25 protein-coding genes are annotated in these 21,342 nt (G+C 71.5%); 19 read left to right on the top strand and 6 right to left on the bottom strand.

Annotated elements, in window-relative coordinates; genetic code table 11:
* Window positions 1-11 precede the first annotated feature (11 nt).
* The 4 genes from QQ657_RS49965 (at window position 12) to QQ657_RS49950 (ending at window position 2,163) form a co-directional block, all read left to right on the top strand.
* Window positions 12-305 carry a DUF503 domain-containing protein gene (locus QQ657_RS49965; protein ID WP_155545954.1) on the top strand — a complete coding sequence of 98 codons (294 nt, stop codon included), beginning with the start codon at window positions 12-14 and terminating at the stop codon, window positions 303-305.
* A 9-nt stretch (window positions 306-314) separates the two neighbouring features.
* Window positions 315-791 carry a 30S ribosome-binding factor RbfA gene (rbfA, locus tag QQ657_RS49960; RefSeq protein WP_284749497.1) on the top strand — a complete coding sequence of 159 codons (477 nt, stop codon included), beginning with the start codon at window positions 315-317 and terminating at the stop codon, window positions 789-791.
* Window positions 792-794: 3 nt separating this feature from the next.
* On the top strand, window positions 795-1,619 hold the full coding sequence (locus QQ657_RS49955; RefSeq protein WP_284749496.1) for an alpha/beta hydrolase: 825 nt from the start codon (window positions 795-797) through the stop codon (window positions 1,617-1,619).
* A 67-nt stretch (window positions 1,620-1,686) separates the two neighbouring features.
* Window positions 1,687-2,163 carry a hypothetical protein gene (locus tag QQ657_RS49950; protein WP_284749495.1) on the top strand — a complete coding sequence of 159 codons (477 nt, stop codon included), beginning with the start codon at window positions 1,687-1,689 and terminating at the stop codon, window positions 2,161-2,163.
* Between the two features lie 43 nt (window positions 2,164-2,206).
* Here the strand turns inward: QQ657_RS49950 and QQ657_RS49945 are convergent, their stop codons facing one another.
* A complete protein-coding gene (locus QQ657_RS49945; RefSeq protein WP_284749494.1) occupies window positions 2,207-2,836 on the bottom strand; it encodes a class I SAM-dependent methyltransferase in 630 nt (209 codons plus the stop codon).
* Window positions 2,833-3,393: a TetR/AcrR family transcriptional regulator gene (locus QQ657_RS49940; RefSeq protein ID WP_284749493.1), complete on the bottom strand. Its 561-nt coding sequence runs from the start codon at window positions 3,391-3,393 to the stop codon at window positions 2,833-2,835. Before QQ657_RS49940 ends, QQ657_RS49945 begins: the two co-directional genes overlap by 4 nt.
* Window positions 3,394-3,565: 172 nt before the next feature.
* On the opposite strand from QQ657_RS49940, the gene QQ657_RS49935 reads away from it, so the two are divergent.
* The gene (locus QQ657_RS49935) at window positions 3,566-3,793 is read left to right on the top strand and encodes an NfeD C-terminal domain-containing protein (RefSeq protein WP_284749492.1); all 228 of its coding nucleotides are present in this window, start codon (window positions 3,566-3,568) and stop codon (window positions 3,791-3,793) included.
* Between the two features lie 20 nt (window positions 3,794-3,813).
* Entirely contained in the window at window positions 3,814-4,962 is a 1,149-nt protein-coding gene (locus QQ657_RS49930) for an SPFH domain-containing protein (protein WP_284749491.1), read from the top strand.
* An 18-nt stretch (window positions 4,963-4,980) separates the two neighbouring features.
* On the opposite strand, the gene QQ657_RS49925 is transcribed toward QQ657_RS49930, so the two are convergent.
* Window positions 4,981-6,012: a TRM11 family SAM-dependent methyltransferase gene (locus QQ657_RS49925; protein ID WP_284749490.1), complete on the bottom strand. Its 1,032-nt coding sequence runs from the start codon at window positions 6,010-6,012 to the stop codon at window positions 4,981-4,983.
* 25 nt (window positions 6,013-6,037) lie between these two features.
* On the opposite strand from QQ657_RS49925, the gene QQ657_RS49920 reads away from it, so the two are divergent.
* Complete coding sequence (locus QQ657_RS49920) at window positions 6,038-7,027, top strand: DHH family phosphoesterase (RefSeq protein WP_284749489.1); 990 nt, start codon at window positions 6,038-6,040, stop codon at window positions 7,025-7,027.
* A 51-nt stretch (window positions 7,028-7,078) separates the two neighbouring features.
* Window positions 7,079-8,398, top strand: a complete 1,320-nt coding sequence (locus QQ657_RS49915; RefSeq protein ID WP_284749544.1) for an MATE family efflux transporter — start codon at window positions 7,079-7,081, stop codon at window positions 8,396-8,398.
* 107 nt (window positions 8,399-8,505) lie between these two features.
* Here the strand turns inward: QQ657_RS49915 and QQ657_RS49910 are convergent, their stop codons facing one another.
* A complete protein-coding gene (locus QQ657_RS49910; RefSeq protein WP_284749488.1) occupies window positions 8,506-9,318 on the bottom strand; it encodes an SDR family oxidoreductase in 813 nt (270 codons plus the stop codon).
* A gap of 157 nt (window positions 9,319-9,475) precedes the next feature.
* Between QQ657_RS49910 and QQ657_RS49905 the strand changes: the two genes are divergently transcribed.
* The gene (locus QQ657_RS49905; protein ID WP_284749487.1) at window positions 9,476-10,801 is read left to right on the top strand and encodes an MFS transporter; all 1,326 of its coding nucleotides are present in this window, start codon (window positions 9,476-9,478) and stop codon (window positions 10,799-10,801) included.
* On the opposite strand, the gene QQ657_RS49900 is transcribed toward QQ657_RS49905, so the two are convergent.
* Window positions 10,746-11,255, bottom strand: coding sequence for a GNAT family N-acetyltransferase (locus QQ657_RS49900; RefSeq protein ID WP_284749486.1), 510 nt, complete (start codon window positions 11,253-11,255; stop codon window positions 10,746-10,748). The two genes, QQ657_RS49905 and QQ657_RS49900, sit on opposite strands and share 56 nt — an antisense overlap.
* 66 nt (window positions 11,256-11,321) lie before the next feature.
* Here QQ657_RS49900 and truB point away from each other — a divergent pair, with 66 nt between their 5' ends.
* The 10 genes from truB (at window position 11,322) to QQ657_RS49850 (ending at window position 20,624) form a co-directional block, all read left to right on the top strand.
* Entirely contained in the window at window positions 11,322-12,227 is a 906-nt protein-coding gene (gene truB / locus QQ657_RS49895) for a tRNA pseudouridine(55) synthase TruB (RefSeq protein ID WP_284749485.1), read from the top strand.
* Window positions 12,228-12,255: 28 nt separating this feature from the next.
* Window positions 12,256-13,239: a bifunctional riboflavin kinase/FAD synthetase gene (locus tag QQ657_RS49890; RefSeq protein ID WP_284749484.1), complete on the top strand. Its 984-nt coding sequence runs from the start codon at window positions 12,256-12,258 to the stop codon at window positions 13,237-13,239.
* Between the two features lie 94 nt (window positions 13,240-13,333).
* On the top strand, window positions 13,334-13,807 hold the full coding sequence (locus QQ657_RS49885; protein ID WP_284749483.1) for a helix-turn-helix domain-containing protein: 474 nt from the start codon (window positions 13,334-13,336) through the stop codon (window positions 13,805-13,807).
* On the top strand, window positions 13,807-14,310 hold the full coding sequence (locus tag QQ657_RS49880) for a 2'-5' RNA ligase family protein (protein WP_284749482.1): 504 nt from the start codon (window positions 13,807-13,809) through the stop codon (window positions 14,308-14,310). Before QQ657_RS49885 ends, QQ657_RS49880 begins: the two co-directional genes overlap by 1 nt.
* Window positions 14,311-14,454: 144 nt before the next feature.
* Window positions 14,455-14,724: a 30S ribosomal protein S15 gene (gene rpsO, locus QQ657_RS49875; RefSeq protein ID WP_003084034.1), complete on the top strand. Its 270-nt coding sequence runs from the start codon at window positions 14,455-14,457 to the stop codon at window positions 14,722-14,724.
* A 233-nt stretch (window positions 14,725-14,957) separates the two neighbouring features.
* Window positions 14,958-17,207, top strand: coding sequence for a polyribonucleotide nucleotidyltransferase (locus QQ657_RS49870; RefSeq protein WP_284749481.1), 2,250 nt, complete (start codon window positions 14,958-14,960; stop codon window positions 17,205-17,207).
* 100 nt (window positions 17,208-17,307) lie between these two features.
* Window positions 17,308-18,672: a M16 family metallopeptidase gene (locus QQ657_RS49865; protein WP_284749480.1), complete on the top strand. Its 1,365-nt coding sequence runs from the start codon at window positions 17,308-17,310 to the stop codon at window positions 18,670-18,672.
* Entirely contained in the window at window positions 18,669-19,409 is a 741-nt protein-coding gene (dapB, locus tag QQ657_RS49860) for a 4-hydroxy-tetrahydrodipicolinate reductase (RefSeq protein ID WP_284749479.1), read from the top strand. The genes QQ657_RS49865 and dapB overlap by 4 nt, the downstream gene beginning before the upstream one ends.
* Complete coding sequence (locus tag QQ657_RS49855) at window positions 19,406-19,852, top strand: tetratricopeptide repeat protein (RefSeq protein WP_284749478.1); 447 nt, start codon at window positions 19,406-19,408, stop codon at window positions 19,850-19,852. Before dapB ends, QQ657_RS49855 begins: the two co-directional genes overlap by 4 nt.
* A 19-nt stretch (window positions 19,853-19,871) precedes the next feature.
* Complete coding sequence (locus tag QQ657_RS49850; protein WP_284749477.1) at window positions 19,872-20,624, top strand: hypothetical protein; 753 nt, start codon at window positions 19,872-19,874, stop codon at window positions 20,622-20,624.
* A 7-nt stretch (window positions 20,625-20,631) separates the two neighbouring features.
* On the opposite strand, the gene QQ657_RS49845 is transcribed toward QQ657_RS49850, so the two are convergent.
* Entirely contained in the window at window positions 20,632-21,150 is a 519-nt protein-coding gene (locus QQ657_RS49845; RefSeq protein WP_284749476.1) for a YqaA family protein, read from the bottom strand.
* Between the last annotated feature and the right edge of the window lie 192 nt (window positions 21,151-21,342).

Raw genomic sequence — 21,342 nt, 5'->3', positions numbered from 1 at the left:
CTCAACTGCCTATGTTCGTCGGAGCTCTTGAGCTCGACATCCTGCTCGGCGATGTCCATTCGCTGAAGCAGAAGCGATCCGTGGTCCGTCCGGTGCTGGCGGAGGTGCGCAAGCGCTTCGCCGTCTCGGTGGCCGAAGCCGGGCACACCGACCTGCACCGCCGGACCCTCATCGGGGTGGCCGTGGTCGCCGAAGGTGGCGAGCACGTCCGTGACGTGCTCGACTCGTGTGAGCGGTACGTGGCCAGCCGGCCGGAGTTCGAGCTGCTCACCGCACGCCGCCGGCTGCTCGGTCCAGAAGACTAGGAGAAAGACATGGCTGATCCTGCTCGGGCTCGCAAGCTCGCCAAGCGGATCTCGCAGATCGTGGCGTCCGCGATCGAGCACGAGGTCAAGGACACCCGGCTGGACTACGTGACCATCACGGACACGAAGGTCACCGGCGACCTGCACGACGCCACGGTGTACTACACGGTGCTCGGCGAGAAGCTGGACGTCCCCCCGGACTTCGCCGGCGCCGCCGCCGCACTCGAATCGGCGCGCGGGATGCTCCGCACGAAGGTCGGGCAGGGCACCGGGGTCCGCTACACGCCGACGCTGACGTTCGTCGCGGACACCATCCCCGAGGAGTCGAAGCGGATCGAGGACCTCCTCGCGAAGGCCCGCGAGGCCGACGCGGAGGTCGCGCGCCGCTCGGCGGGAGCCCAGCACGCGGGCGAGCCCGACCCGTACAAGGCGCCTCGCGAAACCGAGGACGACGACGAATTGGCGGAGGAGGAGAGCCGGGGCTGACCCGTGCTCTCCCGCCGCGGCCTGCTCGCCGGCAGCGCACTCGCGCTGCTGGCGGGCTGCTCGACGGCACCGTCCGGGCCACCACCCGGCCCGCCCGCGGTCCCGGCGCCATCCCACCCGACGGCACCGCTCGACCCGGTGACGGTCCAGCGCATGCACTCGGTGGCCCGCGGCACCGACGTCGACCTGGTCCTGATCACCCCCGAAGGCGTCCCGTCGTCGGGGCTGCCGGTGTGCCTGGCCCTGCACGGCCGCGGCGCCCGCGCGCGGACCTTCCTCGACCTGGGCGTCCCCTCGGCGTTGACGGCGGCGGTGCGCGCGGGCGTTCCGCCGTTCGCGATCGCCGCCCTCGACGGCGACCACTACTGGGTCGACGTCGGTTCCGGCGACAACCCGCAGCGCATGCTCACCGAAGAAGTCCCCGGCTGGCTGATGGGCCGCGACCTGAGCCCGGCTTCGGCGGTGTTCGGCATTTCCATGGGCGGCTTCGGCGCGTTGCGCTTCGCCCGCGCCCACTCGGACCTGAAGGCGGTCGCCACGGCGAGCGCGGCCCTGTTCGTCAGCTGGCCGGATGCCCGCAGCCGCAAGGTGTTCTCCGGCGAGGACAACTGGCGCGCGGAGGAACCGTTGCTGCACACGGGAGAGCTGCCCGCGAACCGCCTCGGCGTCTGGTGCGGCGAGTCGGATCCGTTCCTGGGCGCGGATCGCAAGCTGGTCAAGGCGGTGAACCCGGCGGTGTCGAGCTTCTCCCCGGGCAAGCACGAAGACGAGTACTGGCGCGGGATCCTGCCGGACGTCCTGAAGTTCGTGGGGCAACGCCTGTCCTGACCGGCTAAACCACCGGGTGCCGCCAAGCGTGCAACACCGGAATGTCGGCAACGGAAGGACTCTACCCATGAAGAGAATCCTGCATGTCTGGCTCTGTCTCGCGGTGGCGCTGGGCGGCCTGCTGTTGTCGGGTTCCACCGCGTCCGCGGCTCCGGGCAACTGCGCGACCGCGGCCTGGGTGCTGCGGTCGGCCGACATCGTCAACCACAGCAACGGCGCCGCGATCGGCAAGGTCTACACCTACGTCAACTCGTGCAACCAGTACTGGGCGCAGATCAAGCTCGACAAGGCGCTCGGGGCGGGCCAATGGGCCAACGCCTTCGTCGACCTCTACGTGGACGGCACGATGGACGGCCGGCTGACCTGTGCCGACGTCCACGGCAGCGGCGAAGTCTCCCAGGGGAAGACCAGCTGCTACACCGGGTATTTCGGCTCGACGGACACCGGAATCACCTATCAGTCACATGGTTACGTCTACAACTATCCGTCCAGCATGTTCGCCTCCGGGATCACCCAGAACTGCAGCCGCTGGGAATGCATCTGATCGCCATGCGGTGAACGGATGGGCTGGGGCACCGCGGCGTGCCTCAGCCCTCACCCGCGACGCGCGCGAACAGGATCGCTTGCGACACCTTGTTTTCCGGGTTCAGCGCCCACTCCGCCTCGATCGTGAACCCGGCCGCCCGTACCCGCTTCGCCAGCCACCACGGCTGCCGCAGGTGGATGTGGACCCGCATCGGGTGGCCGCCGTAGCCTTCGGTCTTCAGCCGGGTGCCCGCGCCGACGTGGTAGCCGATCACCAGCAGCCCGCCCGGCCGCAGCACGCGCCGGAAGTGCCCGAGTGCCACCGGGACGTCGTCGTCCGGCACGTGGATCAGCGACCAGGATGCCAGCACGCCCGCCATCGACGCGTCGGGCAGGGGCAGGTCCGTCATCGAGCCCACCTCGAACCGCGGTCCCGGGTGCGTCCGGCGCGCGAGGTCGATCATCGCCGGGGAGAGGTCGATGCCGCACGTGTCGACGCCGAGGGAGTGCAGGTACGCCGTGAAGTACCCCGGGCCGCAGCCGACGTCCGCCGCCGGCCCGTCGACCTCGGACGCGAACAGCGTCAGCGCCGCCCGCAGGTACGGCTGCTTGCCGAGCGCATCCGCCATGAACTCGGCGTAGCTTTCCGCCACCGTGTCGTAGGACGTGCGGGTGTCCGCGAGCCAGGTCACGGCAGCGGGTGCGCGGCGGCCGCGCGCAGGCCGTCGAGGACGAGGGCGAGCCCGCGCCGCCAGTCGGGCGCCGCGGTGGCGGCGGCGAACACGGAAGCCAGGTCGAGGAGCCGGAAGTCCGGCCGCAGCGCTCCGGCCTCCTGGGCGCGCGCGACGATCCGCTGCATCCGGGAAGCGTTGCCGTGCTTGGCCTTCTCCAGTCCCGACGCCGGGTCGAACGCCCGCGAGCACACTTCGGTGAAACCACGGTCGCCGACCTGCATCAGGACCGACCGTTCGAGGAAGAGCACGAAACCGTCCCAAGGGTCGTCGAGGGCGAGGGCTTCTTCGGTGACTGCCTTCGCTTCTTCCAGCGTCGGCAGGAACGCGGCCTCGACGAGGTCGGCCCGCGTCGGGAACCGGTTGTAGAGCGTGCCGATCGCGACCTCGGCGCGGCGCGCGATCTCGTCGAGCGGGGCGTCGACGCCCTTGGCGCCGAACACCTCCCGCGCGGCCACGACCAGCGCCTCCCGGTTGCGCCGGGCGTCCGCGCGCAGGGGGCGTTGCTCGACCGTCACGGCCCGGAGTATAGCCAAGCCGGCGCGCGTCCCGGGTTGTTCACGCCCGGGCGGCCCGTCCGGTTGCCCCCTGATCGGAACCTCACAGTGCCGCACCGCCCCGCCCGCCGGGAGCACAATGGGTGAGCGGGGACACCCCGCGACGAGGCGGACGGGCGAGGGAGGCCGGCACATGCACTCCGACCTGTCGCCGTCGGGCCGCACCGGAGTCCTCCTGGTCGGCACCCGCGGGCAGCGGGGGCCCGGGGAGGTGCTGATCAGGATCAGAGGCGGGCTGGAGACCTTCCTGGCCTGGTCCGACACGGAGCTGCCGAAGGGGACGACCGTGCTGGTCGTCGAAACCCGGGGCCGGCGCACGGTCGACGTCGTGGCGTGGGACGTCTCGGAACCCACTTCCTAGTGCTCGCGGAAGGACAGTCGATGTTCGGTTATCGCGTGCCGGCCCCCAACGAAGCGATGCTGATTTCGGGCGGCAAGAACAGCAACAGCGCGTCGCCGTTCCGGGTCGTCACCGGCCACGGAGCGTTCGTCATGCCGGTCTTCCGGAAAGTCCGGTTCCTCACGCTTTCCATGTGTGAGGCCGAAGTGACCGAAGTGTGCGTGACGAAGCAGGCCATCGCCCTGACCGTGCGGGCGGTGATCGCGTTCAAGGTCGGCAACGACACCGAGAGCATCGTCAACGCCGGCCAGCGGTTCCTCTCCGACCAGGACCAGATGTCGGTGCTGACCGGCCGGATCTTCTCCGGTCACCTGCGCTCGATCATCGGGTCGATGACCGTCGAAGAGATCATCACCGAGCGGCAGAAGCTCGCGACCGAGGTGCTGGACGGCTCGGCGGTGGAGATGGCGAAGATCGGGCTTTCGGTCGACGCGCTGCAGATCCAGTCGATCGACGACATGAAGCTCGGCTACATCGCCGCGATGGCCGCGCCGCACAACGCCGCTATCCAGCGGGACGCCCAGATCGCGCAGGCCGTGGCGAACAAGAAGGCGGCCGAGGCCGAGCAGGAGTCCCAGCGGACGCAGGCGGAGTACGCCCGGCAGACGTCGATCGTGCAGGCGCAGTACCGCGCCGAAGTCGAGGCGGCGCAGGCCGAGGCGGCCCAGGCCGGGCCGCTCGCGCAGGCGAAGGCACAGCAGCAGGTCGTCGACGCGCGGACCGAGCTGGCCCAGCGCGAAGCCGAACTGCGGCAGCAGCAGCTGGTGGCCGAGGTCATCAAGCCGGCCGACGCGGAGGCCGAACGGATCCGCATCCTGGCGCTGGCCGACGCGGAGAAGATGCGCGTGCAGGCGGAGGCGGCCGCGTCGAACAACCGGGTCGCGCTCGACCGGATGCTCATCGACCAGCTGCCGCTGATCGTCAAGGAAGCCGGGCGGGGGCTGGCCGGCGCGAACGTCAACATCCTCAACGGCGCCGACGGCCTCGGCGAGATGGCCGCGGGACTCGTCGGCCAGGGTCTGTCCATCTTGGACTCGGTGAAGCGGGGGCTGACCACGCCGCCGGCGCCCACCGGCGCCCCGGAGGACAACGGGCAGGCACCGGCCAAGGGCGAGCTCACCCAGTCCTGAGTTGCTTTGTCGACTCCGTCAGGAGGCGGGCTTCACGGCGACGACCAGGTCACGCAGGATGGCCTGGTCCACCCGGTGGGTGAACTCCGCCCACGGCCCGTCTTCGCGGACGTCGAGCCCGGCTTTGCGCAGCACCGCGACGAGCTCTTCGCGCGGTAGCACGGTGGTGTTCCACGAGATCCCGAGCGCGCCGCCGGGGCGCAGCACCCGCGTCCACACCGGGACGGCCGCCGCGAGCAGGTCACGCGGGCTGCGCTGCAGGCCGGCTTCGCGGTGGCTGCCGTGCTGCACGCCGTAGGGCGCGTCGGTGACGATCACGTCGCACGAGTTGGCCCGCAGCACCTCGTCGGTGGTCAGCGTGTCGGCGTTGAAGTAGGTGAGCTTGCGGGTGTCGCCCGCTTTGTAGTCGTCCTTGGTCAGCGCGTACTCGATGTCGAGCCGGCGCCCGAGCCGGACCTTGTTGCGCCGCAGCTGTCCCGAGTCGGCGGTGTGCTTGACGCGCTTGTTCCGCAGCCACGTCTTGATGAACGCCTCGTACGCCTCGAAGTCCTTGGCGTCGACGTCCAGGCCGGTGGCGTGCAGGCCGTACATGATCGCCTGGTTGAGCGTGGTGCCACGGCCGCACAGCGGGTCGAGCAGGTACTTCGGCTTGCCCGAAAAGGGATCCGCGGTGGCCAGCAGCGTGACGTTCAGCAGCAGCTTCGTGAACGACTCGTTGGTCTTGCCGGCGTACTTCTGGATGGTCAGCAGGTCCGAGTCGGCCTTCGCCAGCGGCGTCACGGTGACCGGGCGCAGGACGCCGTCACCCAGCTCGAAGAGCGCGTACAGCGACGACAGGTTCGACAGCAGGGCGAGGTCGCTCCCGCCCAGGGGCGCCGAGCTGGTGAAGCGCACGTAGCCGACGCCGCCGAGCTCGACCTCCTCGATCCCGGACAGCTCGGCCGACAGCGCCGCGCCGAAGACCGCCAGCTCGGCGCGCAGCAGCGCGGGGGAGGAGGCGGCGTAGACCCGATTGGCGGACGGGTGGACCAGGATCACGTACTCAGGCATCCCGCAGAGCGTAGCGTGACGCACCGTGACCCCTACTTCGGCGCAGGACATCCGGGACGCGGCCGCGCTGCTCGCGTCGGCCACCGACGTGACCGTGCTCGGCCACGTCCGCCCGGACGCGGACGCCCTCGGCAGCGCGCTCGCCCTCGGCCGGGCACTCCACCAGCGCGGCGCGAAGGTGCGCGTCTCCTTCGGCGAGCCGGACGAGGCGCCGGAGACGCTGCGGTGGCTGGACGAGGACGGCCTGCTCACCCACCCGGATGATCTGCCCGACACCGAGGCGCTGCTCGTGTGCGTCGACACGCCGGTGCCGAAGCGGCTGGGCCGGCTCGCCGGGCGCGTCGAGCTCGCCGGCTCGGTGCTGGTGATCGACCACCACGCGACCAACACGTTCTACGGCTCCTGCAACGTCGTCGACGAGTCCGCCGAGGCCAGCGCGATCCTCGTGTTCCGGATCCTGGACGCGATGGGTGTCGAGCTGGACGAGCCGATCGCCCGCGGGATCTACGCGGGGATCGTCACCGACACGAGCGGGTTCCGGCGGGCCAGTCCCGAGACGCACCGGATGGCGGCGCGGCTGCTCGAAGCGGGTGTCGACGCCGAAGCGGTGGTGCGGCGGATCGTCGACGAGCGGCCGTTCACGTGGCTGCCGATGCTGTCGTCCGTGCTGCGCGAGGCCGAGCTGGAGCCGGATGCCGCGCAGGGACGGGGTTTCGTGCACGCGGTCGTCCGCGTCGACGCGGCGCGGACGGTGCGCGGCGAAGAGGTCGAGTCGGTGATCGACGTCGTCCGCTCGGTGCGCGAGGCGGCCGTCGCGGCGGTGCTCAAACAGGACTTGACCAATCCGGCGCAGTGGCAGATCTCGTTGCGCTCCATCGGGATCGACGTCTCCGCGGTGGCGTCGGAGTTCGGCGGCGGCGGGCACCGGCAGGCCGCGGGCTGCACGATCGCGGGCACCGCCGAGGAGGTCCTGGCGGGGTTGCGGGCGGCGCTGGAACGGGCCCCGCTGCTGTGAGCTTCCCGTCAGCCGGAACTGTCGGTGCCGGCGGTTAGAGTCCGGTTCGTGGTGAACGTGGAGGAAGCGGAGCGGATCCCGGCGAAGCGCGTGCTCGGCCTGGCCGTGCCCGCGCTGGGGGTGCTGGCCGCCGAGCCGTTGTACGTGCTGGTCGACACCGCGGTGGTCGGCCACCTGGGCGCGCTGCCACTGGCCGGGCTCGCGCTCGGCGGCGTCGTGCTGGCCCAAGTGTCGAGCCAGCTGACGTTCCTGTCGTACGGCACGACGTCGCGCACCGCCCGGCTGCACGGCGCCGGCCGCCGGGCCGACGCGGTCCGCGAGGGCGTGCAGGCGACGTGGCTCGCGGTGTTCGTCGGGCTCTTCGTGCTGGTCGCCGGGCAGCTGCTGGCCTGGCCGATCACGCGGGTGCTCTCGGGCAGCGACGACATCGCGGCCGCGGCCGTGTCGTGGGTGCGGATCGCGCTGTTCGGGGCGCCGCTGATCCTGGTCACCATGGCCGGCAACGGCTGGATGCGCGGGGTGCAGGACGCCGCGAAGCCGTTGCGGTACGTCCTGGCGGGCAACGGGATTTCGGCCGTGCTCTGCCCGGTGTTGGTCTACTGGGCCGGGCTGGGGCTGGAGGGCTCGGCGATCGCGAACGTCGTCGCGCAGGTGATCTCGGCGGCGCTGTTCTTCGCCGCGCTGGTACGCGAGAAGGTCGGCCTGCGGCCGGACTTCAAGGTGATGCGCGCGCAGCTCGGCCTCGGCCGCGACCTGGTGCTGCGCAGCCTGGCGTTCCAGGCGTGCTTCATCTCGGCGGCGGCCGTCGCGGCCCGGACGTCGACCGAGGCGGTGGGCGCGCACCAGGTGGTGCTGCAGCTGTGGACGTTCCTGGCGCTGGTGCTGGACTCGGTGGCGATCGCGGCGCAGTCCCTGGTGGGGGCGGCACTGGGGGCGAACGCGGCGCGGCAGGCGCGCGGGGTGGCCAACCAGATCACCGGGTACGGGCTGCTGCTGGGCTGCTTCCTCAGCGTGCTGTTCGCGGCGCTGTCGTGGGTGCTGCCGCACGCGTTCACGTCCGACCCGGGGGTGCTGGCGGAGATCCCGCACGCGTGGTGGTTCTTCGTGGCGCTGCAGCCGATCGCGGGGGTGGTGTTCGCGCTGGACGGCGTCCTGCTGGGAGCGGGCGACGCGGCCTTCCTCCGCAACGCGACCCTCGGCAGCGCGGCGCTGGGTTTCCTGCCGCTGATCTGGGCGTCCCTGGGCTTCGGCTGGGGCCTGACGGGCATCTGGACCGGCCTGTCCCTGTTCATGGTCCTCCGCCTGGCTTTCGTGCTCCTCCGCTGGCGCTCCGGAAACTGGGCGATAACCGGCGCAATCCGCCCCGCGTAACCCGTAACCCGCGTGATCAGGCCCGTAACTCGCGTGATCAGGTCCGGAACTCGCGAGTTCCGGGCTCAATCACGCGAGTCCCGGCTTCAGTCACGCGAGTTCCGGGGTCAGGCTCGGGCTCGGCGGGCGTGGCGGACCCGGCGGTCCACCATGCGGCGCAGGAACGGGGCTGCCAGGGGGCCCAACGCGGCCAGCAGGGCCACCGATCGGTCCGGGTACACCGCGTACCGCTCCCGCTCCACCGCCCGGACGATCGCCGACGCCACGGCCTCGGCCGCCATCGGGCGGATCGTGCCGCTGATCGCCGCCGTCTCGGCCGGCTTCCAGCGGTTCTCCTCCGCCAGCTGCGGCGTGTCGACGTCCGGTGGGTACACGCACGCGACGTGCACCCCGGCCGGGTTCAGCTCGTCGCGCAGGGCCTCCATCAGCCCGCGTACCGCGAACTTCGCCGGCGCGTACGCCGTGTACCCGTAGATCCCCAGCACCGCGGCCGCCGACGAGATCGCGACGATCGAGCCGCTCCGTCGCCGGACCATCGACGGCGCCACCGCCCGGACCGCGTGCAGCGTCCCGAAGTAGTCGACCTCCACCATCCGCCGGAAGACCTCGTCGTCGAGTTCCAGGAACTCGCCCGGACGCGCCTGGCCCGCGCACGTCACCAGCACGTCGCACGGCCCCGCGGACGCCTCCAGCTCCGAGAACGCCTGCTCCACTTCGGCCTGCGACGAGACGTCGGCGACGGCGGTCCGCACCGAGGCCCCGCGTGACTTCAGCGACACCGAAGCCTTCCGCAGCCGCGATTCGTCCCGCGCCACCAGCGAAACCGACGCGCCGCGCGCGGCCAGCGCCGCCGCCGTCGCCAGGCCGATCCCGCTGGACCCGCCCGTGATCACCGCGTGCGCCCCGTGCAGTCCGGTCACGAAACCACCCCCGAATGTGAAGAACATTCAGATACAACCATGTGGTGAACGCCACCGGGATAACAGCTATGTTTCGTCGTTGCTTAGGCGCTACAAGTAGTAAGGACGGCAGCGCAGGCGTCCACACGCCCACAACGCCGAATCCCTGGAGGTCCTCGTGCCGCCCGCCACCGGCCGCGCCACCGCCCGGTCCTGGCTCATCTGGCTCGCCGCCGTCACCGTCTACCTCCTCGCGGTCTTCCACCGCACCTCCTTCGGCGTCGCCGGGCTGCAGGCGGCCGAGCGCTTCGGCGTCGGCGCGGCCGCGCTCGGGACGTTCACCGTGCTGCAGGTCGGCGTCTACGCCGCGATGCAGATCCCGACCGGCGTCCTGGTCGACCGCTACGGCCCCCGCCGCGTGCTCACCGTCGCGGTGCTGGTGCTCGGCGCCGGCCAGCTCCTCCTCGGCATCGCCCACTCCTACGGCCTCGGCCTGGTCGCCCGCGGCGTGCTCGGCCTCGGCGACGCGCTCACCTTCGTCAGCGTGCTGCGCCTGGTCGCCGCCCACTTCCCGGGCCGCCAGTACGCGCTGCTGACGTCGTTCACCGCGGCCGTCGGCTACATCGGCAACCTCGCCGCCACCGTCCCGCTCTCGCTGGTGCTCGACAGCGCCGGCTGGACCCCGACGTTCCTCGCGGTCGGCGCCGTCACCGTCCTCTACACGCTGGTCGTGACGCTCCGGGTCCGCGACGTCCCCGCCGGGGAGCAGCCGCCGGTCCGCGAAGCCGTCCCCGCGCGCCAGCTCGCCCACCAGGTCGCCGAGGCGTGGCGGACGCCGGGGACGCGCCTGGGCTTCTGGGTCCACTTCAGCACGATGTTCGCCCCCAACGCCCTGACGCTGCTGTGGGGCGTGCCCTGGCTGGTGCAGGGCCAGGGCCAGTCGAAGGCCACCGCGAGCGCGCTGCTCACCGTGTTCGTCTTCGGCTCGATGGCCGGCGGCCCCTTCCTTGGCGGCTTGATCGGGCGCCGCCCGTCGCTGCGGATGCCGCTGGTCGGCGGGTACATCGGCGGGGCCGCGCTGCTCTGGGCGGTGCTGCTGAGCTGGCCCGGGCACGTGCCGGTGGGCCTGCTGGTGCCCGCGTTCGCCTTCCTCGCCCTCGGCGGCCCGGCGTCGATGATCGGCTTCGCGCTCGCCCGCGACTACAACCCGCTGTCCCGCGTCGGCACGGCGACCGGCGTGGTCAACGTCGGCGGTTTCGTGGCGACGACCATCGCGGCCCTGCTCGTCGGCGTGCTACTGCAGTGGACCGGCGGGAGCTTCCGGATCTCGCTGCTGGCGATCGTCGCGATCCTGGCGCTGGGTACGTCCCGGATGCTCGTGTGGTGGCGCCGGACGCGCGCCCACCTGTTCCTGGCCGAAGCCCGCGGCGAGGAGCTGCCGGTGCGCATCACCCGCCGCCGCTGGGACGCCGCTCTGCCCGAGACCCCGATCGTGGCCGCTTGACCAGCGCCTGCAGCAGCTGCGGCGCCACCGAGAACCCGCGCCGCTCGTAGGCCGGCACGGCCCGCGGCGACGAGTGCACGGTGACCCGCTCCAGCCCCAGCTCCCCGGCCAGCCGCAGGACGCCTTCGATCAGCAGCCCGCCGAGGCCGCCGTCGCGGGCTTCCGGGACGACGTACACGCTCTGCACGTCCCCGGCGGCCCGCGACACCGCCGACGGCGTCGGCACGCGCGGGGTGATCGCCAGGAACGCCATCCCGAGCACCCGGCGGTCGCGCACCACGACGAGGCAGCGGTGGGTGGCCGCGTTCTCCCGCGCCCACGCGGCGAACTCCCGCACGAACGCCTCGCGGCCGGCGCCGGCCAGGCCGTCCCGCTCGGCCACCCAGCGCCACCGGAGCGCGGCGACCGCTTCGAGCTCGGCGGGCCGGGCGGCCCGGACTTCGATCTCCGTCACGCCCCCATGGTGGCCCGGCCGAGCGGCCTGATCGATCCACGATCGGCGGCCGCTAGGGTTTGCCGCGTGTCGAGCCCCAAACCGCCCCGCCGTCCCGCCCCGCCGCCCGGTCTCGTGATCGTCGACAAGCCCGCCGGCATGACGTCGCACGACGTCGTCGCCCGTGCCCGCCGGATCATGGGCACCCGCAAGGTCGGGCACGCCGGCACGCTCGACCCGATGGCGACCGGCGTGCTGGTGCTCGGCATCGAGCGCGCCACCAAGCTGCTCGGCCACCTGGCGCTGGACCGCAAGACCTACCTGGCCACCCTGAGCCTCGGCAGCAGCACCACGACCGACGACGCCGAGGGCGAGGTCCTCACGACGGCGGACCCGAAGTCCGTCACCGACGACGACATCGCCGCCGGGGTCGAGAAGCTGACCGGCGCCATCCAGCAGGTGCCCAGCGCGGTGAGCGCCGTCAAGATCGACGGCAAGCGCGCCTACGCCCGCGTCCGCGCCGGCGAGGAGGTCGTCCTCCCGCCGCGCCCGGTCACCGTCTACCGCTTCGACGTCCTCGGCGTGCGGCACGAAGACGACCACGTCGAGGTCGACGCCGTCGTCGAGTGCTCGTCCGGCACCTACGTCCGCGCGCTGGCCCGCGACCTCGGCGCGGACCTCGGCGTCGGAGGCCACCTCCAGGCGCTGCGGCGCACCACGGTCGGCCCGTTCACCCTGGCCCGGGCGCGGACCCTCGACCAGCTCGAGGAGACGCCCGAGCTGAGCCTGGACCTCGACGCCGCCGTCGCCGCGGCCTTCCCGCGGCGCGACCTCGACGCCGCGACGGCGAAAGCCGTCCGCCACGGCCAGCGCATCCCGGCGGCCGGCGTCGAGGGCACCTACGGGCTCTTCGGGCCCGACGGCCGGGTGCTCGCCCTGGCCACCGACGAAGAAGGCGTGTCCCGGGCAGTGGTCGTGTTGCTGCCCGCCTAGGGTGGCGTGTGAGAGACGGGAGTTCGACGTGCTGCGGTGGCGTGGGCTGGGGGACCTCCCCGGCGGCTGGGGCCGGTGCGTGGTCACCATCGGCGTGTTCGACGGTGTCCACCGCGGACACCAGGAGCTGGTCAGCCGGACCGTGGCCGCGGCGGCCGAACGCGGCCTGCCGAGCGTCATGGTGACATTCGACCCGCACCCGTCGGAAGTGCTGCGTCCCGGGAGCCACCCGGCGCAGCTCACCACGTTGCGGCGCAAGGCGGAGATCGTCGAAGGCCTCGGCATCGACGTCTTCTGCGTGCTGCCCTTCACCCTGGAGCTGTCCCGGCTGCAGCCGGAGGAGTTCGTCCACGAGGTGCTCGTCGACCGGCTGCACGCGGCCGCGGTGATCGTCGGCGACAACTTCACCTTCGGCGCCAAGGCCGCCGGCGACGTCGCGCTGCTGCGCACCCTCGGCCGCCGGTTCGGCTTCGCCGCCTACGGCGCCGAACTGCAGGGCAAGGAACTGTCCGAAGAGGACCAGTCGGCGATCACGTTCTCCAGCACGTACGTCCGCTCGTGCATCGACGCCGGCGACGTCGTCGCCGCGGCCGAGGCGCTCGGCCGCCCGCACCGCCTGGAGGGCATCGTCGTCCGCGGGGACGGCCGGGGCCACGAGCTCGGCTACCCGACGGCGAACCTGTCGACGCCGCGCTTCGCCGCCGTCCCGGCCGACGGTGTCTACAGTGCCTGGTTCACCCGCTCGGCCGACCGCACCCGCCGGTTGCGCGCCGCGGTCTCGGTGGGCACGAACCCGACGTTCTCCGGGCGCGAGCGGACCGTCGAGGCGTTCGTCCTCGACGTCGACGAGGACTTCTACGGCCAGCACGTGGCGATCGACTTCGTGACGCGGCTGCGCGACCAGGTCCGGTTCGCCGACTCGGCCGGGCTGGTCGCGCAGATCGACGACGACGTCGTCGAGACGAGAAAGGCACTGGACATGCCCCCGGACGCCCCGACCGGGCGCGAATAGGGGATTTCGCGTTCACGCACGTGACAGCGATGGCAAGATGCTCACGGACGGTGCACGCGCAAGCGGCACGAAGCGGTTTAGGGGAGCGGAACTGGTGGAGGACCACAAGATCGTCCAGCGGAACATCGCGTTGCAGCGCGAGTGGTACGGGGAGCCGCTCGGTGACCGGGTGCGCCGCCTCGTCGTCGCGTTCGACGTTTCGCAGGCGTTCCTGGCCGAGGTCCTCGGGATCAGCGCCCCCATGCTCAGCCAGGTGATGAGCGGGCGGCGGGCGAAGATCGGCAACCCGGTCGTGCTGGCCAGGATGATCATGCTCGAGCGCAAGATCCTGGTGCCCGAGGTCGCCGCCGGCAACCGCGACGCGATGCTGGCCGCGATGGAGGACGTCCGCGACTCCCGGCCCACCGTCGGCCGCGACAACATCCCGGTGGTCAACGAGGACCAGAAGGTCCTCGCCTACCTGCGTGACCTCGCCGAGGACGAGGACCTGGGCGAGGCCGCCAAGCGGCTCGACGACGAGTTCCCGGCCATCGCCGACCTGCTGCGCCGGGCGGGCAACGGCGCCTGATGCCGGCCCTGTTCAGCGCGCTGGTCCCGCCGGACGACGTCGTCGAAGCGGTCGCCGAGACACTCGGCGACCCCGGGGACGGCCTTCGGTGGGAGCCGCCGGAGCGCTGGCACGTCACCCTCGCCTACTACGGGCCGGACGACCTGGACACCCGCGCCGCCTGGCTGGCGGAGCGGCTGGCCGGGCGGGCGGGCGGCGCCGTGCGGCGGGGGAAGGCCGCGGCGTTCCCCGGGGGGCTGTGGGTGACTGCCGCCGGAGACGAGCTGACGCCCCCCGCGCTCGCCGCGGGGGCCGGCGCCGAGGCGAGGCCGTACGTGCCCCACCTGACGCTGGCGCGGTTCCCCCGGGAAGAACCGGGGCTCGCCGGGCGTTGGACATCGGCGTTGGCCGGTTTCACCAGCCGGCGCTGGACGGCCACGCACGCCGTGCTGATGACCAGCGAGCGCGAGCCGGGCGGGACCCGCTACCGGGTGGCCCGCGCGTTCGGGCTCGGCGACGCCTGAAGGCCCTGCTCAGGGGCACAGTCCGGACGGCTGGTAACGTCATGACCGGGTCCGGCTGCAGTCCGTGGCGGCCGCGACCGACTTCCCGGCGTTCATTCCGCGTCCGGGGCCGCACGGCACTGATCATTTCGAGGAGTTATACAAGTGGCGTTGTCCACCGAAGAGAAGAAGTCGATCCTGGCCGAGTACGGCGTGCACGACTCGGACACGGGATCCCCCGAGGCCCAGGTCGCGCTGCTGACCAAGCGGATCGTCGGCCTCACCGAGCACCTCAAGGCTCACAAGCACGACCACCACTCGCGTCGCGGGCTCCTGCTGCTGGTCGGCCGTCGCCGCCGGCTGCTGAACTACGTGATGAAGGTGGACATCGAGCGTTACCGTGCGCTGATCCAGCGCCTCGGCCTGCGCCGATAGCTGTTGCCCGAGGGGGAGTGACCGCCGGTCGCTCCCCCTCGGTTTAGCAGGAGAAAGAAACGGCGCGAGCGCGCCCGAGGAACCGTCCGCCGGTCCTCGGTAGTGGCTTCCGGGAAGAGTCCCGGGGGCTTCGATCGAAGACCGGCATCACTCCTCGAGCGTCCTCAGGCGAAACGGGTCCCAGGGTGGGAGACTCGCGCCGTATAGAAGGAACTAAAGAGGAGAAACACCCTATGACCGACTCCACCGGAGTCACCGTGCACGAGACCGAAGCCGTGATCGACAACGGCCGGTTCGGCACCCGCACCGTCCGCTTCGAGACGGGCCGCCTGGCCAAGCAGGCCGCCGGCGCCGTCGTGGCTTACCTCGACGAAGAGACCATGCTGCTCTCGGCGACCACGGCGTCGAAGCACCCGAAGGACCACTTCGACTTCTTCCCCCTGACGGTGGACGTCGAGGAGCGCATGTACGCGGCCGGCCGCATCCCCGGCGCGTTCTTCCGCCGCGAGGGCCGTCCCTCGACCGACGCGATCCTGACCTGCCGCCTGATCGACCGGCCGCTGCGCCCGTCGTTCACCGACGGTCTCCGCAACGAGATCCAGGTCGTCATCACCGTCCAGAGCCTGAACCCGGACGACCCGTACGACGTGCTGGCGATCAACGCCGCGTCGGCGTCGACCCAGATCGCCGGCCTGCCGTTCTCGGGCCCGGTCGGCGGCGTGCGCGTCGCCCTGATCGAGGACCAGTGGGTCGCGTTCCCGACCTGGTCGCAGCTCGCGAAGGCCACGTTCAACATGGTAGTCGCCGGCCGCATCGTCGGCGATGACGTCGCGATCATGATGGTCGAAGCCGAGGGCACCGAGAACACGCTCGACCTGATCGCCGACGGCGGCAAGGCGCCGGACGAGGTCTCGGTCGCCGAGGGCCTCGAGGCCGCGAAGCCGTTCATCAAGGTGCTGTGCGAGGCCCAGCAGAAGCTGGCCGACGTGGCCGCGAAGCCGACCGGCGAGTTCCCGGTCTTCCTGCCCTACGAGCAGGACGCTTTCGAGGCCGTCGCCGCGATCGCGACCGACGACCTGGCGAACGCGCTGCAGATCGCCGGCAAGCAGGCCCGCGACGCCGCGACCGACGAGGTCAAGGCCGCCGTCCTGGAGAAGGTCGGCGTCGGCGAGGGCGAAGCCTTCGAGGGCCGCGAGAAGGAGATCGGCGCCGCGTTCAAGGCGCTGTCCAAGAAGGTCATGCGCAAGCGCGTCCTCACGGACAAGATCCGCATGGACGGCCGTGGCCTCACCGACATCCGGTCGCTCGCGGCCGAGGTCGCCGTGATCCCGCGGGCGCACGGTTCGGCGCTGTTCGAGCGCGGCGAAACCCAGATCCTGGGCGTCACCACGCTGAACATGCTTCGCCTGGAGCAGCAGATCGACTCGCTGTCCCCGGAGACGCACAAGCGCTACATGCACCACTACAACTTCCCGCCGTTCTCCACCGGCGAGACCGGCCGCGTCGGTTCGCCGAAGCGGCGCGAGATCGGCCATGGCATGCTCGCCGAGCGCGCCCTGGTTCCGGTGCTGCCGAAGCGTGACGAGTTCCCGTACGCGATCCGCCAGGTCTCCGAGGCGCTGGGCTCCAACGGCTCGACCTCGATGGGCTCGGTCTGCGCGTCCACCATGGGCCTGTACAACGCCGGCGTGCCGCTGAAGGCGCCGGTCGCGGGCATCGCGATGGGCCTCATCTCCGACGAGGTCGACGGCGAGACGCGCTACGTCGCGCTGACCGACATCCTCGGTGCCGAGGACGCCATGGGCGACATGGACTTCAAGGTCGCCGGCACCAAGGACATCATCACCGCCTTGCAGCTGGACACGAAGCTCGACGGCATCCCCTCCGAGGTGCTCGCCGCCGCGCTGAAGCAGGCGAAGGACGCTCGCCTCACCATCCTGGAGGTCATCGCCGAGGCGATCGACGGCCCGGACGAGATGAGCCCGTACTCGCCGCGTGTCACCAGCGTGAAGATCCCGGTGGACAAGATCGGCGAGGTCATCGGCCCGAAGGGCAAGATGATCAACTCGATCACCGAGCAGACCGGTGCCGACATCTCCATCGAGGACGACGGCACGATCTACGTGGGCGCGGCCGACGGCCCGTCGGCGGAGGCGGCGATCGACCTGATCAACGCCATCGCCAACCCGCAGCTGCCCAAGGTCGGCGAGCGCTTCCTCGGCACCGTGGTGAAGACGGCCGCGTTCGGCGCGTTCGTCTCGCTGCTGCCGGGCAAGGACGGCCTGGTGCACATCTCCAAGCTGGGCAACGGCAAGCGGATCGCCAAGGTCGAGGACGTCGTCAACGTGGGCGACAAGCTCCGCGTCGAGATCGCCGACATCGACAACCGCGGCAAGATCAGCCTGATCGTGGTCAAGGAGGACGACGCCCCGGCTGCGGCCGAGGGTGACGCGCCGGCCGAGGCCGAGAAGGCCGACGCCTGAGTAAGTCAGCTTCACCGCAGAAGTAGTGGTCCCTTAAGGCCACCTTACGGGCGTCAGACGCCCGTAAGGTGGCCTTAACGGCATCGTGAGTAAGGAACCCATGGCACGGCAGGTTTCCGGGCACGAGCAGCCCGTCGGCACCACCCGCACGCTCGAGTCCACTCCGGACGGTGCGGTCGTCAAGCGCAGCGTCCTGCCCGGCGGTCTGCGCGTGATCACCGAGCACGTCCCGGCGTCCCGCTCGGCCACGGTCGGGCTGTGGGTGGGCATCGGCTCCCGCGACGAACCGGTGGCCGTCGCCGGTGCCGCGCACTACCTCGAGCACCTGCTGTTCAAGGGCACCAAGAAGCGCGACGCGACGCAGATCGCCGAGGAGATCGACGCCGTCGGCGGCGAGTTCAACGCCTTCACGGCGAAGGAGCACACCTGCTACTACGCGCAGGTGCTCGACGCCGACCTCCCGCTCGCCGTGGACCTGGTCACCGACGTCGTGTTCGAGGCGCTCTGCACGGATCGCGACATGGACATGGAACGCAGCGTCGTCCTCGAAGAGATCTCGATGCGCGACGACGACCCCGAAGACCTGCTGCACGAGACGTTTGTCAGCGCGATCCTCGGCGACCACCCGCTGGGCCGCCCGGTGCTGGGCACCGAGAAGTCGATCATCGAGATGTCGCCGGCGGCGTTGCGCACCTTCTACAAGCGCCGCTACACGCTGCCGCGGATGGTCCTGGCGGTGGCCGGCAACGTCGACCACGGCCAGGTGCTTCGCCTGGTGCGCAAGGCTTTGAAGGAGCGCCTGGCGGGCACCGCGACGCCGGTCGCGCCGCGCGAGGGCCGCGCCCGGATCAAGACGCTCCCGAAGCTCGCCCTGCACACCGACGACACCGAGCAGGCGCACGTGATGCTCGGCCTGCGGTCGCTGTCGCGCCACGACGAGCGCCGCTTCGCGCTGTCGGTGCTCAACGCGGCGCTCGGCGGCGGCATGTCGTCGCGGCTGTTCCAGGAGATCCGGGAGCGGCGCGGGCTGGCCTACCAGGTGTACTCGTCGGTCGCGAGCTACGCCGACACCGGGCACATGGCTGTGTACGCGGGCTGCCAGCCGGAGAAGCTCGGCGACGTCGCCGGGGTCATCCGCGAGGTCCTCGACAAGGTCGGCGTCGACGGCCTGACCGACGCCGAGGTGGCCCGCGCCAAGGGCCAGCTGCGCGGCGGGATCGTGCTGGGCCTGGAGGACACGTCGTCGCGGATGTCGCGGATCGGCAAGAGCGAGCTCAACTACGGCCACTACCTGGGCGTCGACGAGACGATCGCCCGGATCGACGCCGTCACCACCGAAGAGGTGTGTGCGCTCGCTCGCACTTTGTTCGCGCGGCCGGGCGGGGTCTCGGCGGCGGCGGTCGTGGGGCCGTACGCTCACGCCGACGACCTTCCGGACGATCTGCACGAGGTGATCGCTTCATGACCATCAACGTCGGTGTGCTCGGCGCGCGCGGCCGGATGGGCGCGACGGTGGTGAAGGCCGTCGAAGGCGCCGGCGACATGAAGGTCGTCGCCGCTTTGGACGCGGGCGACGACTTCTCGGCGCTGGCCGAGGCTCAGGTCGTCGTCGACTTCACCCACCCCGACGCCGTCATGGACAACCTGAAGTACCTGGTGGAGCACGACATCCACGCGGTCGTCGGCACCACGGGCTTCAGCGAGGAGCGGCTGGCCGCGCTGCGGGCGCTGCTCGAGCCGAAGCCGTCGCTGGGCGTGCTGATCGCGCCGAACTTCGCCCTCGGCGCGGTTCTGGCCATGCGGTTCGCGGCCCAGGCGGCGAAGTTCTACGCGTCGGCCGAGATCATCGAGCTGCACCACAACCGCAAGGCGGACGCGCCATCGGGCACCGCCGCGCACACCGCCCGGATGATCGCCGCGGCCCGCGCGGAAGCCGGCGTGACGCCGGGGTCCGACGCGACGACGTCGGAGCTGGACGGCGCCCGCGGCGCGTCGGTCGAGGACGTCCGGGTGCACTCGGTCCGGCTGCCGGGCCTGGTGGCGCACGAGGAGATCCTGTTCGGCGGCGAGGGGGAGACCCTGACCATCCGCCACGACTCGCTCGACCGGACGTCGTTCATGCCGGGCGTGCTGCTCGGCGTGCGCACGGTGGTGGCGCGGCCCGGCCTGACGGTCGGCCTGGAGAACGTGCTCGACCTGTGAAGGCCCGCAATGTCGCGCTGCTGATGACGGCGGCGCTGGTCGTCTACCTGGTGCTGCTCGCCGACCGGGCGTTCGCGCTGTTCGCGTCGGGTACCGGCGCGGGCATCGCGCTGGGCGTCGGCGTGCTGCTGCTGCCGATCCTGGGGATCTGGATCGTCGTCGTGACCTGGCGCAACGGCGTCCAGATCCAGCGGCTGTCCCGCCGGCTCGACGGCGAAGGCGCGCTCCCGGACGTTTCGGACCTGCCGCGCCGTCCCTCGGGACGCGTGGACCGCGACGCGGCGGACGCGTGGTTCCAGGACCGCCGCGCGGAGGTCGAAGCGGACCAGGAGAACTGGCGAGTCTGGTACAAACTGGCGTACGCGTACGACATCGCGGGTGACCGGCGCCGGGCCCGCGAGACGATGAAGAAGGCCGTGGAGCTGGAAGCCGCCGACCACTGAATCCGGCAGACTGGACCCGGTGACGCTGCTGCTGAAGCTCGTCCTGGCGCCGCTGCTGGTGGTCGGGTCGTCGCTGGCCGGACGGCGCTGGGGCCCGGGCCTGACGGGCCTGCTGGTCGCGTTGCCGCTGGTGGCGGGCCCGATCCTGCTGATCACCTACCTCGAGCAAGGCCCGGCGTTCGTCGCGCGGGCCGCGTCGGCATCACTGCTGGGCCTGGTGTCGCTGGCCGCGTTCGCGGTGGTCTTCGCGCGGGTGTCGCGGGCGCGAGGCTGGGTGGGCACGGTGCTGCAGGGCTGGCTGGTGTGCCTGTCGCTGGACCTCGCGCTCTCGTTCGCGCCGGTCCCGGCCTGGGTGGCGCTGGGGCTCGCCCTGGCCGCGGCCTGGGCAGGCACGCGGCTCCTGCCGTTGCCGGGAGAGGTGCGGCCGGTGACGCCGTCGTGGTGGGACCTGCCCGCCCGCGCGCTGGTGACAGCGGGACTCGTGCTGGCCGTGACGACTGCCGCGGGCCGCCTCGGCCCGGACCTCACGGGCGTGCTGGCGCCGTTCCCGACCGCGCTGAGCGTGGTGGCGGTGTTCGCGCTGGCCCAGGGCGGCCCGCCGGCGGCGGCCGCGACGATGCGGGGGCTGCTGCGCGGGCTTGGCGGGTTCGCGGCGTTCTGCTTCCTGGTGGCGGTGCTGGCCGAGCCGCTCGGCGGGTGGGCGTTCGTGCTCGCGGCCGGCGGGGCGGTGGCGGGGCCACTCGTCTACCGGCGGCACGCACCCCGAGGGTGACGTTCCCTCAGTGGTGCAGCCAGCCCGCGAACACCGCGGGTGAAGCGGCTATCAAGCTGAAGCGGATCCACCTTCCGGCGAAGCCCGTGGTCAGGAACGTCACGAGCCGCATGCGGACCACACCGGCCAGCACGCTCGTCGCCATGAACGGCGGCAGGCCCACCAGCGAACTCACGCCGTACGTCCCCGCCATCCAGTGCGGGTGCCGGTGGCAGCGCTCGCGCAGCCGGTCGATCCAGCCGCGCAGCCGCTTGGTCCGCAGCTCCCAGCGCACGCGCCGCTCCGTCATCGGCCGCTCGCGGTGGAGCCGGTCGTGCAGCGGCTTCGGCAGCTTGATCGTGCCGCGCGCGGCGAGGAAGTAGAGCGACTTGCCGGCGATCTGCCCGCCGGCCACGGCCGCTCCGAGCCACAGCCAGTGCAGCCCGGGCTGGCTCGCGCAGAGCCCGATCAGGAACACTTCGGCGTTGATCAGCGGCACGATGGCGGAACCGAACGCAACCCCTAGCGTCAGGAGAATCCAGCTCATCGTGTCACCTCCCGCGCTCGATCGTGTTTCTCCAAGTTATCAGTTCGAAACCTGGAGTCACGGGGGTTAACCCCCCTATGCGGGCGGTTTCTAGCGGTCGTTGCAACATTGCTGTTGGTGGGCGGTGTTGAGTAACTGTGTCACGCGTTCGGCTGGGCTGTCCCAGCCGAGGGTCATCCGGGGGCGGTCGTT

The organism is Amycolatopsis ponsaeliensis, assembly GCF_030182635.1.
Classification (GTDB): domain Bacteria; phylum Actinomycetota; class Actinomycetes; order Mycobacteriales; family Pseudonocardiaceae; genus Amycolatopsis; species Amycolatopsis ponsaeliensis.
The sequence above is the reverse complement of the archived record's forward strand: the minus strand, read 5'-3'. Positions and strand labels throughout refer to the sequence as shown.